Source organism: Arsenicicoccus sp. UBA6765, assembly GCF_002453335.1.
Lineage (GTDB): Bacteria > Actinomycetota > Actinomycetes > Actinomycetales > Dermatophilaceae > Arsenicicoccus > Arsenicicoccus bolidensis.
In genome coordinates, this window is sequence record NZ_DKGR01000065.1 from 1 (window position 1) to 13,781 (window position 13,781).

15 protein-coding genes are annotated in these 13,781 nt (G+C 71.5%); 10 read left to right on the plus strand and 5 right to left on the minus strand.

Annotated features, from left to right (window positions below; genetic code table 11):
• Positions 1-134 precede the first annotated feature (134 nt).
• A complete protein-coding gene (gene phoU, locus B4K29_RS18045; protein WP_019286966.1) occupies positions 135-821 on the minus strand; it encodes a phosphate signaling complex protein PhoU in 687 nt (228 codons plus the stop codon).
• Between the two features lie 382 nt (positions 822-1,203).
• Between phoU and B4K29_RS18050 the strand changes: the two genes are divergently transcribed.
• A complete protein-coding gene (locus B4K29_RS18050; RefSeq protein ID WP_286957011.1) occupies positions 1,204-2,259 on the plus strand; it encodes a sensor histidine kinase in 1,056 nt (351 codons plus the stop codon).
• 45 nt (positions 2,260-2,304) lie between these two features.
• The gene (locus tag B4K29_RS18055) at positions 2,305-2,985 is read left to right on the plus strand and encodes a response regulator transcription factor (RefSeq protein WP_029211032.1); all 681 of its coding nucleotides are present in this window, start codon (positions 2,305-2,307) and stop codon (positions 2,983-2,985) included.
• 79 nt (positions 2,986-3,064) lie between these two features.
• Here the strand turns inward: B4K29_RS18055 and B4K29_RS18060 are convergent, their stop codons facing one another.
• Positions 3,065-3,724 carry a hypothetical protein gene (locus tag B4K29_RS18060; protein ID WP_286968439.1) on the minus strand — a complete coding sequence of 220 codons (660 nt, stop codon included), beginning with the start codon at positions 3,722-3,724 and terminating at the stop codon, positions 3,065-3,067.
• Between the two features lie 279 nt (positions 3,725-4,003).
• Between B4K29_RS18060 and B4K29_RS18065 the strand changes: the two genes are divergently transcribed.
• The 6 genes from B4K29_RS18065 (at position 4,004) to rlmB (ending at position 9,362) form a co-directional block, all read left to right on the plus strand.
• Entirely contained in the window at positions 4,004-4,486 is a 483-nt protein-coding gene (locus B4K29_RS18065) for a CarD family transcriptional regulator (RefSeq protein WP_019286970.1), read from the plus strand.
• 76 nt (positions 4,487-4,562) lie between these two features.
• The gene (gene ispD, locus B4K29_RS18070; protein WP_286968441.1) at positions 4,563-5,321 is read left to right on the plus strand and encodes a 2-C-methyl-D-erythritol 4-phosphate cytidylyltransferase; all 759 of its coding nucleotides are present in this window, start codon (positions 4,563-4,565) and stop codon (positions 5,319-5,321) included.
• Positions 5,318-5,806 carry a 2-C-methyl-D-erythritol 2,4-cyclodiphosphate synthase gene (ispF, locus tag B4K29_RS18075; protein WP_286956981.1) on the plus strand — a complete coding sequence of 163 codons (489 nt, stop codon included), beginning with the start codon at positions 5,318-5,320 and terminating at the stop codon, positions 5,804-5,806. The genes ispD and ispF overlap by 4 nt, the downstream gene beginning before the upstream one ends.
• 119 nt (positions 5,807-5,925) lie before the next feature.
• A complete protein-coding gene (locus B4K29_RS18080) occupies positions 5,926-6,750 on the plus strand; it encodes an N-acetylmuramoyl-L-alanine amidase (protein ID WP_286956980.1) in 825 nt (274 codons plus the stop codon).
• 127 nt (positions 6,751-6,877) lie between these two features.
• The gene (gene cysS, locus B4K29_RS18085; protein WP_050993281.1) at positions 6,878-8,344 is read left to right on the plus strand and encodes a cysteine--tRNA ligase; all 1,467 of its coding nucleotides are present in this window, start codon (positions 6,878-6,880) and stop codon (positions 8,342-8,344) included.
• 4 nt (positions 8,345-8,348) lie between these two features.
• A complete protein-coding gene (gene rlmB, locus B4K29_RS18090) occupies positions 8,349-9,362 on the plus strand; it encodes a 23S rRNA (guanosine(2251)-2'-O)-methyltransferase RlmB (RefSeq protein WP_286958646.1) in 1,014 nt (337 codons plus the stop codon).
• 104 nt (positions 9,363-9,466) lie between these two features.
• Here rlmB and B4K29_RS18095 read toward each other — a convergent pair whose 3' ends face one another.
• Together B4K29_RS18095 and B4K29_RS18100 are read right to left on the minus strand one after the other, a co-directional pair.
• A complete protein-coding gene (locus B4K29_RS18095; protein ID WP_239261408.1) occupies positions 9,467-10,174 on the minus strand; it encodes an RDD family protein in 708 nt (235 codons plus the stop codon).
• Positions 10,175-10,267: 93 nt separating this feature from the next.
• Positions 10,268-11,515, minus strand: coding sequence for a DUF4032 domain-containing protein (locus B4K29_RS18100; RefSeq protein ID WP_239261410.1), 1,248 nt, complete (start codon positions 11,513-11,515; stop codon positions 10,268-10,270).
• A 156-nt stretch (positions 11,516-11,671) separates the two neighbouring features.
• On the opposite strand from B4K29_RS18100, the gene B4K29_RS18495 reads away from it, so the two are divergent.
• Positions 11,672-11,815, plus strand: a complete 144-nt coding sequence (locus B4K29_RS18495) for a transporter substrate-binding domain-containing protein (protein ID WP_376783704.1) — start codon at positions 11,672-11,674, stop codon at positions 11,813-11,815.
• A gap of 385 nt (positions 11,816-12,200) precedes the next feature.
• Entirely contained in the window at positions 12,201-12,374 is a 174-nt protein-coding gene (locus tag B4K29_RS18110) for a hypothetical protein (RefSeq protein ID WP_240483952.1), read from the plus strand.
• Between the two features lie 131 nt (positions 12,375-12,505).
• On the opposite strand, the gene B4K29_RS18115 is transcribed toward B4K29_RS18110, so the two are convergent.
• Positions 12,506-13,579 (minus strand): ABC transporter ATP-binding protein, encoded by a 1,074-nt coding sequence (locus B4K29_RS18115; RefSeq protein WP_029211023.1) that lies wholly within the window; start codon positions 13,577-13,579, stop codon positions 12,506-12,508.
• Positions 13,580-13,781 lie beyond the last annotated feature (202 nt).

Genomic DNA, 13,781 nt, shown 5'->3' on the forward strand with positions numbered 1-13,781 from the left:
ACAACTTCCGGGCACGCCAGGCGGGTGTGACCAACCCCGGCCGGTGTGACCAACCCAGGCTGATCTGCTCAGGCCGTATGCCGAGAAGGCCCGACCCCACGCGGGGTCGGGCCTTCTCGCCGTACAGGCGGCAATCAGTCGTCGTCGCCGGCGTCGATGCCCGGGAGCTCGACGCCGTCCTGCGCCCACTCGCCGGTGACGAGGTAGACGACGCGGCGGGAGACCGACACCGCGTGGTCGGCGAAGCGCTCGTAGTAGCGCCCGACGAGGGTCACGTCGACGGCGGCCTGGATGCCGGCGTCCCAGTGCCCGCCGAGGAGGTGCTCGAACACCTGGCGGTGCAGGGCGTCCATCTCGTCGTCCTGCGTCTCGAGGGCGACGGCGGCCGCGACGTCCTTGCCGGCGATGATCGAGCCGGCCTGCGCCACGATCTTGTCTGCGGCGTGGCCCATCTCGGTGATGGTTCCGCGCAGGGTGGCCGGGATCGCCGACTCGGGGTAGCGGAGCCGGGCGACCTTGGCGATGTGCCGGGCGAGGTCGCCCATGCGCTCGAGGTCGGCGCTCATGCGCATCGCCGTCACGACCATGCGCAGGTCGGTGGCGACGGGCTGCTGGCGGGCGAGCAGGTCGACCGCGGTGTCGTCCAGCTCACGACGCATCTGGTCGATGGCCTGGTCCGCCTCGATGACGGACTCGGCGAGCTCGAGGTCGGCGTCGAGGAGGGCGATGGTCGCCCGGCCCATCGCCGAGCCGGTGAGGCGGGACATCTCGACGAGCTTGTCCGAGATCTGGTCGAGCTCCTCGTGGAACGCGTCGCGCATGGATTCCTCTCACTGCGGTGCAGGGGCGTCGGCGCAGTCGCGGTCGGCTGCCCAACTAGATCGTAGGTGCAGGCGCGCACGGGTGTCCCAGGATCGCGCCTCGGCGAGCGTCCCAGGGCTGCGTTAACGAGCTGAGGACCACGGATGAACACTTGGCGATCACACCGTGTGATCACCGCGCCGGCGTGCGTGTCGGGGGTCGTCACGGCCATGCTGACCTGCGAGGCGTGCGTCGGCCGGTTCCGCTGCTGCGTATCCTCGTCGCGTGGATCCCGTGGTGACGTTCGGCGCTGTCGCGCTGGTCGGTGCCCTGACGGGGTCCGCCATGACCACAGGTTGGTCGGACCGTTTCCGCCGTCGTCACCGAGAGGGACAGGCTCCCGTGAGCACGAGCCCGGACACCGCCGAGCTGCAGCCGGGGGTCGAGGACGTCCTCGCGGTCCTGCGCTCGATCGGCATCGTCCTCGACGCCTCCGACGCGGTGGTCCGGTCGACGCAGGCCGCGGTGCAACACGGGCTGGTCCGCGAGGGCGAGCTGGTCCATCGTGAGCTGGTCGCGCTCGCTCGTGAGGTGCGGCGCTCCGGGGACGTCCATGAGACCGAGCTGGACCTCCCGCGGGGCCCGCTGGGCCGGGGCCGGATGGTCGCCCACGTCCGCGCCGCACGGCTCTCGAGCGGGCACGTCCTGCTGCTCGTCGACGACCGCACGCACGCCAACCGGGTCGACGAGGTCCGCCGCGACTTCGTCGCCAACGTCTCGCACGAGCTCAAGACACCGGTGGGCGGCCTCGTGCTGCTGGCCGAGGCCGTGCAAGGTGCCGCGGACGACCCGGAGGCGGTGCACCGCTTCGCCGGCCGGATGAAGGTCGAGTCGGAGCGGCTGACCCGCCTCGTCAAGGAGATCGTCGACCTGTCCCGCCTGCAGGTGGCCGACACCCTGACCGAGCCGGCGCCCGTGGACGTGGCGGGGGCGGCCGCGGACGCCGCGGACCGGTGCCGCCTCGTGGCCGAGGGCAAGGGCATCGAGATCAGCGTGACCACGGGGGACCGGGCCATCGTCTACGGCGACCGCGAGCTGCTGACGACCGCGATCCGCAACCTCGTCGACAACGCCGTGGCCTACTCCGACGACGGTGCACCCGTGCGGGTCATCGTGGAGCGCCAGGGCGACGTGGTCGAGGTGGTGGTCAGCGACCTAGGGGCGGGCATCCCCCCGGACGAGCAGGACCGCGTCTTCGAGCGCTTCTACCGCGTGGACCCCGCGCGGTCACGATCGACCGGCGGCACGGGCCTCGGCCTGTCCATCGTCAAGCACGTCGTCGCCAACCATGGCGGCGAGGTGCGGCTGTGGAGCCAGACGGGGCAGGGGTCGACGTTCACCCTGTCCTTCCCCGCCGCCGCGCTGACCGACCTGGGCGAGCAGCAGCCGCGCCCCTAGCATCGAGCACGACCGGAGGTCTCCGGACGAGGAAAGGTAGTGAGCATGACCCGCATCCTGGTGGTCGAGGACGAGGAGTCCATCTCCGACCCGCTGTCCTACCTGCTGCGCAAGGAGGGCTACGACGTGGCGATCGCCGCGACCGGCCCCGAGGCGCTGGCGGAGTTCGAGCGGTCGAGCACCGACCTGGTGCTCCTCGACCTGATGCTGCCAGGCCTGTCCGGCGTCGACGTCTGCCGTTCGATCCGCCAGCGGTCGTCGGTCCCGATCATCATGCTCACCGCCAAGGACAGCGAGATCGACAAGGTCGTGGGCCTCGAGATCGGCGCCGACGACTACATCACCAAGCCCTACTCCAGCCGCGAGCTCCTCGCCCGGATCAAGGCGGTGCTGCGGCGGATGAGCGAGCCGGACGACCTCGTGCCGGCAACCCTCGAGGTCGGGCCGGTCCGCATGGACGTCGAGCGGCACACGGTGTCGGTCAACGGGGGTCCGACCGCCCTGCCGCTCAAGGAGTTCGAGTTGCTCGAGATGCTGCTGCGCAACGCCGGCCGGGTCCTCACCCGCATGCAGCTCATCGACCGCGTCTGGGGCAGCGACTACGTGGGGGACACCAAGACGCTGGACGTCCACGTCAAGCGGCTCCGCGCCAAGATCGAGCCGGACCCCGGCGCCCCGGTGCACATCGTGACGGTGCGTGGGCTGGGCTACAAGTTCGAGGTCTGATCCCCACCGACCCGCGCCCGGGAGCCTCCGGGGCGCGGGTCGGGTTCCGCGGGTGCTGGTCCGGCCGTATGCCGGTCCGTCAGCCCGCAGACGTGGTCGCGGTCTCGGACGGGGTCGCGGCGGACGTGCTCGGCGTCGGCGCGGTGGCGCTCTCGCTGGTGCTCGGGGTGGTCGTGGCGCTGCCGGTCGCGGTGCCGGTGGGCGTCGCCGTGGCGCTGCCGGATCCGCTCGGCGCGGTCGGCGTCACGGTGGCGTAGTACCCGGTCGGCGGGAGCACGGGGACGAGGGGGTTCTGCATGCCGTTGGTGGCGGTGCCCACCTGGAGGTTGACCATGGCGCCGGGCTTGACCGGGACGCTGGGGACCGAGACCTTCTCGGACGCCAGGGAGACCGCCTGGCCGGGCTCCACGGTCGTGGTCACGGGGGAGCCGGACTCCCCGAGGGAGAAGGACACCTGAGCGGGCTGGTTGCCCTGGTTGACGACGAGGCCGTTCAGGGCACCGCCCTTGCCCTCGCCCGCGCTGACGACGAGCAGGTCGCGGACCTTGACCGGGCCGAGGTCGAGCTCGACGCCGTCGGCCGGGGCATAGCTGACGTCCGTCTGCTGCGGGGACATCGTGTTGCACGCGGTGAGGCCGACCGTGGCCAGGGCCGCGGTGCCGAGGGTCAGGGTGGCGCGGCGGACCCGGGCGGCACGAGCCATCGGGGTCGCGGGGCGGTGGGAGTCGTCACGGGTCACGGCGACACCATATCGCCTCGCGCCTCACCCGGCTCGGCCCACGCGCGCCTCATCCGGCTCGGCCCACGCGCGCCACACCCGGCCCGGGCCACGCGCCCACCGCAGCGACGTCCAAGACCGGCGACGCGCGCGTAGCGCGTCGTTGACCATTCGTCAAGACCCTGTTGAACGATCCCACGTTGTGGTTCGTGGGCCCTGACCTGCACAAATGCCCGTCCTCGGGCTTTATCCGGGCTGATTTGCGTGATATGATGGCGGTCGCGAAAGGGGCTTGACTACATGGCGTTCAAGGTCGGAGAAACGGTCGTCTACCCGCATCACGGGGCGGCGCTCATCGAGGAGATCAACACCCGGACCATCAAGGGTGTCGACAAGATCTACCTGAAGCTGAAGGTGTCCCAGGGTGACCTGACCATCGAGGTCCCCGCCGAGAACTGCGACCTCGTCGGCGTGCGCGACGTGGTCGGCCAGGAGGGCCTGGACCACGTGTTCGAGGTCCTGCGGGCCACGTGCGCGGAGGAGCCGACCAACTGGTCCCGCCGCTACAAGGCCAACCTGGAGAAGCTCGCCTCGGGTGACGTCAACAAGGTCGCCGAGGTCGTGCGTGACCTGTGGCGCCGCGACAAGGACCGCGGCCTGTCCGCCGGCGAGAAGCGCATGCTGGCCAAGGCTCGTCAGATCCTGGTGTCCGAGCTCGCGCTCGCGGAGAAGACCGACGAGGAGAAGGCCGAGTCGATCCTCGACGAGGTCCTCGCTTCCTGAGGCGCTCCACCCCGCAACGTCCGGAGGCCCCCACCGCTGCCCGCGGTGGGGGCCTCGCCGCGTCTACAGTGACCTCGTGAGCGTCGCCGTCATCATCGTGGCCGCCGGGTCGGGCAGCCGACTCGGGGCCGACCTGCCCAAGGCCCTGGTCGAGGTCGGCGGGCGCACCCTGCTGGAGCACAGCCTCCGCACCGCGCTGGAGGTGTCCAGCCTCGTGCAGGTCGTCGTTGTCGCGCCGGCGACCCACCTCGAGGCGGTCATCGAGCTGATCGACGGCATCCGCACGAGCAGTGCCGTGCACGTGGTCGCCGGGGGCGCGGACCGCACGGCCTCGGTGGCGGCCGGTCTCGCCGCCCTCGACGACGGCCTCGGCGACGAGCTCGACGACGCCGACGCGCAGGGGGACCTCGCCGAGCCGCAGGTCGTGCTCGTCCACGACGCCGCCCGCTGCTTCACCCCGCTGGACGTCTACGAGCGGGTGGTCGACGCGGTGCGTGACGGCTGGGTCGCCGTGGTGCCCGGGCTGCCCGTCGTCGACACGGTCAAGGTCGTCGACGAGCGCGGGGTCGTGCGCTCCACCCCGCCGCGCGAGCAGCTGCGCGCCGTGCAGACGCCCCAGGGCTTCGTGCGGGACGAGCTCGAGGCGGCCCACGCCAGCGGGATCTCCGCCACCGACGACGCCGCCCTGCTCGAGGCGCTCGGCCATCACGTCCTCGTCGTCGAGGGAGACCCCTTGTCGTTCAAGGTGACCACGCCCGCGGACCTGGACCGTGCGCACCGGCATACGGCCTCGCTGTCCACCACCCCCGACCTCGAACCGGAGACCGTCGTATGAACCCCGTCGTCCCCCGCGTGGGCATCGGCACCGACATCCATGCGTTCGCGGCGGCCGGGTCGGGGCGCGAGCTGTGGCTGGCCGGGCTGCTCTGGGAGGGGGAGGTCGGGCTCGAGGGGCACTCGGACGCCGACGTCGTCGCCCACGCGGCGTGCAACGCGCTCTTCTCGGCGGCGGGGCTCGGTGACCTCGGGCAGCACTTCGGGACCGGACGACCCGAGTGGTCGGGGGCGAGCGGGGTCACGCTGCTCACCGAGGCCTGCCGGATCGTGCGGGAGGCGGGGTTCGAGATCGGCAACGTCGCGGTCCAGGTCGTCGGCACCCGCCCCAAGGTCGGCCGGCGGCGGGCCGAGGCCGAGGCGCTGATGAGCGAGGTGGTCGGCGCTCCGGTGTCGATCAGCGGCGCGACCACCGACGGGCTGGGGTTCCCCGGCCGCGAGGAGGGCGTGCTGGGCATCGCGACCGCCCTCGTCTACCTCAGGTAGGCACATCGGCCCGGCTTCGCACGGCAGGCGGATGTGACCAACCCAGGCTGATCTCGCGCCCGCTGGCAGCCCGGGCCGCCGGGGTTGGGAGAGTCGCCTGCGGCGAGGACACTGGCCGTATGACGAACCCCGCCCGCCACCACGCAGGCCCGCGGCACGCGTGGGTCGCCGCCACGATCACCGCCGCCGTCGCGGCCGCGTCCGCCCTCGCCCCAGGGGCGTCGGCCCTCCCGTCAGCCGACCCACCGTCCGCGGTCCGGCCAGCCGGCAACCGATCGCCGCTCGCGGGCACCACGATCGTCGTCGACCCTGGTCACAACGGGGGCAACGGCCGCAACCCCAAGGCGCTCGCCCGCAAGGTCTACGCCGGCAACGGCCTGTGGAAGACCTGCAACACCGTCGGCACCCAGACCGCGGCCGGCTACCCCGAGCACGCGCAGGTGTGGGACACGGCCACCCGGCTCGCGACGGTGCTGCGGGCCCAGGGCGCGCGCGTGGTGCTGACCCGGGCCGACGATCGGGGCTTCGGGCCGTGCATCGACCGGCGGGCCGCCATCGGCAATCAGGCGCGGGCGACGCTGGTCGTGTCCATCCATGACGACGGCAACCTCTCGCCGCGGGCCAGGGGCTTCCACGTCATCCACTCGCCGCGCATGGCGGGCGGGCCGGCCGTGCAGCAGCGGTCCGAGCGGCTGGCCGTGGCGGTGCGGGACGCGTTCGCGGCCGGGACCGGGATGCCGCGCTCGACCTATGTCGGGCGGGGGACCGCACTCAGCCGGCGCACCGACATCGGGGGCCTCAACCTGTCGACCGTCCCCGCCGTGATGCTCGAGGCGGGCAACCTGCGCCACCCGCGGGACGCCCGCCTGCTGGGGTCAGCGGCCTTCCGGCAGCGCGAGGCCGTGGCGCTGGCCGCCGGCATACGGCGATATCTGGGGCGTTGACGGAATCGACCCGCCCTGGTCACATCCGCTGGGGTGCCCGTTGGCTGCCAACCCGGGCGGACGTGACTACCTCGGGCAGGTCCGCTGGAGGCGAGGCCCCACGCCTGCCGCCGGTAGCATGGGGCGGGTGAGTCTCCACATCTACGACACCGCCACGCGCGAGCTGCGCGAGTTCCAGCCACTGCACGAGGGCAAGGTCGGCATCTACATCTGTGGCCTCACCACCCAGGGCGCCCCCCACATCGGTCACGTGCGCTTCGCCGTCGCGTTCGACATCCTGCGGCGCTGGCTGACCGCCGGCCACGGCTACGACGTGACCCTGGTGCGCAACGTCACCGACATCGACGACAAGATCCTGCGCAAGTCCGCCGAGAACGGCGCCGAGTGGTGGGCCTGGTCCTATGACCACGAGCGCCAGACCTCCGAGGCCCTGGACCTGCTCGGCGTGCTGCCCGCGACCTACGAGCCGCGCGCGACCGGGCACGTCCCCGAGATGGTCACGCTGATGGACACCCTCGTCGACAAGGGCCACGCCTACGCGGCGCCCGACGGCAGCGGTGACGTCTACTTCGACGTGCGGTCCTTCCCGGCCTACGGCGCGCTGACCCGCCAGTCGATCGACGACATGGAGGCTGCCGAGGACGCCGACCCGCGCGGCAAGCGCGACCCGCGCGACTTCGCCCTGTGGAAGGGGTGGAAGGCCGGCGAGCCCGCCACGGCCAGCTGGCCGACGCCCTACGGCACGGGCCGCCCCGGCTGGCACCTCGAGTGCTCCGCGATGGCTCGCAAGTACCTCGGCGACGAGTTCGACATCCACGGCGGCGGCGTCGACCTGCGCTTCCCGCACCACGAGAACGAGCAGGCCCAGTCGCACGCGGCCGGGCTCGGGTTCGCGCGCTACTGGATGCACAACGCCTGGGTGACCGTCCAGGGCGAAAAGATGAGCAAGTCGCTCGGCAACTCTCTGATCGTCACCGAGATCGCCCGCCAGACCAGGCCGCTCGCGCTGCGCTACTACCTCGGGGCCGCGCACTACCGCTCCACCATCGAGTTCCACGAGGGCTCCCTGGCCGAGGCCGAGGCGGCGGTCGAGCGGATCGAGGGTTTCCTGCGTCGTGCGGTCGAGCACGGTATGCCGGACGCGCCCGCCGAGCCGTTCCCCGCCGAGTTCCGCGCGGCGATGGACGACGACCTCGGGGTCTCCGGGGCCCTGGCCGTCGTCCACGACACCGTCAGGGCGGGCAACACCGCGCTCGACGACGGCGACCGTGAGCTGGCCCGACGTCTCGCGGCGCAGGTCATGGCCATGACGGACGTGCTCGGCGTCAACCCCCTCGACCCGCACTGGGACGCGAGCGGTGGCGAGGGCGACGTGGCGCGCTCCGCCCTCGACGTCCTCGTCCAGGCGCAGCTCGACCGCCGTGCGGCGGCCCGCAAGGAGCGGGACTTCGCCACGGCCGACGCCATCCGTGACGACCTGACGGCCGCCGGGATCCTCGTCGAGGACTCGCCGTCCGGGGCGCGCTGGACCCTGGCCCGCCCCGCCGCCGCGGGCACCACCGGCCCCACCGGCAACACCGACACCAAGGACTGATCCCATGCCAGGCAACTCCCAGCGCCGCGGCGCGATGCGCAAGGGCGCCTCCCGCAAGGGCGCCTCCGTCGGCAGCGGCGGCCAGCGCCGCCGCTCGCTCGAGGGCAAGGGCCCCACGCCCAAGGCCGAGGAGCGTCCCAACCACAAGGCCTACAAGCAGGCGCAGCGTGCTGCCAAGGCCGGCGCCGCGGGTGCCGCGGGTGGTCGCCCGGGCACCGGTGGGGCCGGCGGCGGTCGCGGCGGTGCCGGTGGTCACGGCGGTCGCCGCAACCGCACCAGCACCGAGACCGTCGCGGGCCGCAACTCGGTCCTCGAGGCCCTGCGCGCGGACATCCCGGCGAGCACGGTCTACGTCGCGAGCCGCATCGACTCCGACGACCGCGTCCGCGAGGCCCTCAAGATCGCGACCGAGCGCAACATCCCCATCCTCGAGACGCCCCGCGGCGAGCTGGACCGGCTCACCGACGGAGCGGTGCACCAGGGGCTCGCGCTGCAGATCCCGCCCTACGACTACCGCCACCCCTCCGAGCTCGTCGACCCGCAGACGCCGGAGATCCCGCTCGTCGTGGCGCTCGACGGCATCACCGACCCCCGCAACCTGGGCGCCATCATCCGCTCGGTCGGGGCCTTCGGTGGCCACGGGGTGGTCGTCCCCGAGCGTCGCAGCGTCGGCATGACCGCCTCCGCGTGGAAGACCTCCGCCGGCGCCGCCTCCCGCGTCCCCGTCGCGCAGGCCACCAACCTCACGCGCACCCTGCAGGACTACCGCAAGCAGGGCTACTTCGTGATCGGGCTCGACATGGATGGGGACGTCGAGCTGCCGCAGCTGGACCTCGCCGACCAGCCGCTCGTCGTGGTCGTGGGCTCCGAGGGCAAGGGCCTGTCACGTCTCGTGGGCGAGACCTGCGACCAGATCGTGTCGATCCCGATGGCGTCCGGCAACGAGTCGCTCAATGCCGGGATCGCCTGCGGCGTCACGCTCTACGAGATCGCTCGCCAGCGCGCCGCCACCCGCTGACCTACCCCCGGCCGTCACAGCAGCCGGCCTTCGTCCCCCAGGCGGGTGTGACGAAGGCCGGCTGATCTGTGTGGTGCGACGTGCTGCGCCGTGGTGCGCGGCCGCTACGACTGGCGCGGCGGGACGGTCGTGACGCCGGTCCCGCACATCTTGTCGGCGAAGGTCTGGCGTCGCTCGTCCCACAGCGGCCACAGGTAGCCGAGGTAGAGCGGCAGGCTGTCGAGGTAGTGCGCCAGGTCTCGCACGAAGGCCATGCCCGTGCCGATCGGCTGGCCGGTGCGCTCGGAGACCAGCCAGGTCCCGGCGACCTTCTTGCCCCAGGACTGGCCGCGCCCGCCGCGCACCCAGCGGTTGTAGATCTGGATGACCAGCGCCAGCAGCCAGCCGACGCCCACCAGCACCAGGCCGGTCGTGATCATGCCCTGGTCGCCGCCGGTCGTCAGGATCTCACCGGTCGTGGGGTCGACGGTCGAGGTGCCCGACCCGCTGGCCATCACGCCGGCGCCGATCGTCATGAGGAGGGCGCCGGGCAGCGTCAGCAGTCCGTCGAGCACCGAGGCGAGCACACGCTTGCCCCAGGGCGCCAGCGCCGCCGTCGCCGTCGGACCCGAGCCCTGGCCGTATGCCGGGACCTGCCCGTATGCCGGGGCCTGCCCGTAGGAGTGGGACTCCCCATCGGCGGGGGCCTGCCCGTACGCCCCTGCCTGGCCGTAGGCCGAAGGCTCGGGCGTGGTGGCGCCGTACGGCGACGAGCCTGACGGCGTCGAGCCGGCGGGCGGTCCGGCATACGGGTTGTTGCTGTTGTCGGTCATGATCACTCCTCGTGATGGCTTCACGCGAAGCATAGGACCGGCAGGGCGCCCCTCGTGCGTGAATGCCCCCAGGTGATCACGATCTGTGACGAGTCAGTCGTCCAGGTGCGCGACGACCGGCATCTCCACCGTGTCGACGCCGACGACGGTCTCCTCGACCGGCTTGGTCGGCAGGATCGTCAGGATGTAGTCGGCCATCGCCTGCCCGATCGGCACGTCGTGGCCGTTGCGCTCGGAGAGGTACCACCGGTGCTCGAGCAGCTCGTGGAAGAGCTCGGCGGGCTCGAGCTTGCCGCGCAGGTCGGCGGGGATGGCGCGGGTGATCGGCAGGAAGATCTCGTTGAGCCAGCGCGTGGCGGTGATGGCCTCGTCCTCGCCCTGCACGTCCAGCGCCGCGCGATAGGCGTCGAGGTCGTTGAGCAGGCGGCGGGCCTGGTTCTCCTCGACGTCGAGACCCGTCAGGCGCAGGAGGCGGCGGCTGTGGTGACCGGCGTCGACGACCTTGGGCTGGATGCGCAGCGTGGTCCCGTCGATGTCGGTGGACATGGCCAGCTCGTCCACGTCGAAGCCGAGCTGGTTGAGCTGTCGGATCCGCTCGTCGACGCGCCACCGCTCGCCGACGTTGTAGGACTCGACGCCCGTCAGCTCGTGCCACAGCTGGGTGTAGCGGGCCATGATCTGGTTGGAGATCTCGACGGGGTCGTTGCCCTCGGGCAGCAGCCCGCCGGCCTCGAGGTCCATCAGCTCGCCGGCGATGTTGACCCGGGCGATGTCGAGGTCGTGGTCGCGCTGGCCGTCGGACAGCCGGTCGCGCAGCTCGCCCGTCTCCGCGTCGACGACGTACGCCGCGAAGGCCCCCGCGTCGCGCCGGAAGAGCGTGTTGGACAGCGACACGTCGCCCCACCAGAAGCCCTGCAGGTGCAGTCGCACGAGCAGCACGGCGAGGGCGTCGATGAGGCGGGTCGCGGTGTCGGGGCGCAGGGTCTGGCTGAACAGCGCCCGGAACGGCAGGGAGTACTGCAGGTGGTGGGTGATCAGGCAGGAGTCGAGGGGCTCGCCGTCGGCGCCCACCCGTCCGCTGACCACGCCGTAGGGGCGCACGCACGGGATCATCAGCCGGTTGAGCGCGCGGAGCATGTGGTACTCGCGGAAGGCGATCTCGTCCTTGATCTCCTTGATCGCGACCACACCCTCGGGGACGCGCACGAATCGCACGATGTGCCGGGAGATGCCGCGGGGGAGCGCAGCCAGCCTCTCCTCGGGCCAGTCCTCCAGAGGGGTGGACCAGGGCAGGTCCAGCAGGGCGGGGTCAGGGCGGACCGCGGTGATCTCGAGCGCCATCCCCCCATCGTGGCAGAACACCCGGTCCGGCGGCGGTTGCCACATCTTGGCGGGCGAGACGAGCCTCGCCGCGGCGCGACCGGGGGGGTCTAGGTTCAACGGCACACACCGCCGTATGCCGAGGAGGGCCACCGTGATTCGCATCCGTGAGGCAGCGTGCGCGTCTGCACCACCGGGGCCTACCGCCCCTTCACCTACAAGGACCCACGGACGGGTGCCTACAGCGGCATCGACGTGACCATGGCGCAGGACCTGGCCGCACGGCTCGGCGTCAAGGTCGAGTGGGTCCCGACGACGTGAAAGACGCTCATGCCGGACTTCACGGCTCGGTGCGACACCGGGATGGGTGGCATCTCGATCAGCACCGACCGGCTGCAGCAGGCCTTCTTCACCGAGCCGTTGCTGACCGAGGGCAAGACGCCGATCACGTTGTGCAGCAAGGTCGCCAACTACGACACCGTGGCGGAGATCAACAGGCCCGGCGTCCGGTCGATCACACCCATCGGCGGCACCAACGAGAAGTTCGCGGTCAAGCACTACCCGCAGGGCCGGATCATCCGGTGGAAGGACAACAACACGATCTTCGACGAGATCATCGCGGGCCGGGCCGACGTCATGACCACGGACGCCTCCGAGACGGTGTGGGTGGCGTCGACGCACCCGCAGCTGTGCGCGGCTGTGCGCGGTGCACCCCGACAAGCCCTTCGACTTCTCGCAGAAGGGCTATCTCCTGCCGCAGGGCGACGTCGTCTGGGAGGAGGTCGTGGACGGCTGGCTCGCGATCGCCAAGCGGGACGGGACCTACACCAAGGCCGCCCAGCCGTGGTTCAAGGACAAGCCCCTCACCCCGGCGCCCTGACCGTAGGGTCGACTGCCGCGAGCGGCGGCCGCCCCGCTGTGGGGTGACCGCCGCTCGCGCTGGGGATCCGCCTGGGTCGGTCACATCCGCCTGGCGTGCTAGCTCGGGTGGATGTGACTACCTGAGGTGGGTCAGTCGTTGAGGCGCAGGCCCGACTCGCTGTCGAACAGGTGGATGTGGTCCGCCTTGGGCGCGAAGAAGACCTGCTCGCCCTTCATCGGGGGGCGGCGGCCGTCGACGCGGGCGATGATCTGGCCCGAGCCGTGGGCGTCGTCGGTGGAGCCGTAGACGTAGGCATCCGCGCCGAGCTCCTCGACGACGTCGACGGTCACAGGCAGGCCCTCGTTGGACAGCTCGAGGTCCTCGGGACGGACGCCCATGATCACCTTGCGGCCGGCGTCGTTGAGCGCGTCGCGGGGGACCGGGGTGGTGTGCTGCCCGAGGCGGACCCCACCGTCGGCGACCGGGACCTCCATGATGTTCATGGCGGGGGAGCCGATGAAGCCGGCGACGAAGACGTTGTCCGGGTGGTCGTACATGCGGCGCGGGGAGTCGCACTGCTGCAGGATGCCGTCCTTGAGGACCGCGACGCGGTCGCCCATCGTCATGGCCTCGACCTGGTCGTGGGTGACGTAGACGGTGGTGACGCCGAGGCGACGCTGCAGCGAGGCGATCTGCGTGCGGGTCTGGACGCGCAGCTTGGCGTCCAGGTTGGACAGCGGCTCGTCCATGAGGAAGACCTGCGGGTTGCGGACGATGGCGCGGCCCATGGCCACGCGCTGACGCTGGCCACCGGACAGGGCCTTGGGCTTGCGCTCGAGGTACTGCTCGAGGTCGAGGATCTTGGCGGCCTCCTCGACGCGCTTGCGGATCTCACCCTTGTCGACGCCGGCGATCTTGAGCGCGAAGCCCATGTTGTCGGCGACGCTCATGTGGGGGTAGAGCGCGTAGTTCTGGAAGACCATCGCCACGTCGCGGTCCTTGGGGGAAAGGTTGGTGACGTCGCGGTCGCCGATCCAGATCTTGCCGCCGTTGACCTCCTCGAGGCCGGCGAGCATGCGCAGCGACGTGGACTTGCCGCATCCGGAGGGACCGACGAGGACGAGGAACTCGCCGTCCTCGATGTCGATGTTGAGCCGGTCCACGCTGGGCTTGTCGTTGCCCGGGTAGAGACGGGTTGCGTTGTCGAACTTGACCGTTGCCATGGTCTGCCTTCCTTCACCGGCAGGAACGTGCCGGACGATCCGTTGTAAAGGGGGTCCTGGAACCCGGCAGGCTCCAGGAGGCGATCCGGCGTTGCCGATGAGGTGGCGGACGTCGTTGTCGCTCGGGCCAGTATGCAACAGGTTGCAGCTCTGTCGACCTGCTCTGACCCTGATCTAGGGGGCTGCAACGGTTTGGGGCCGT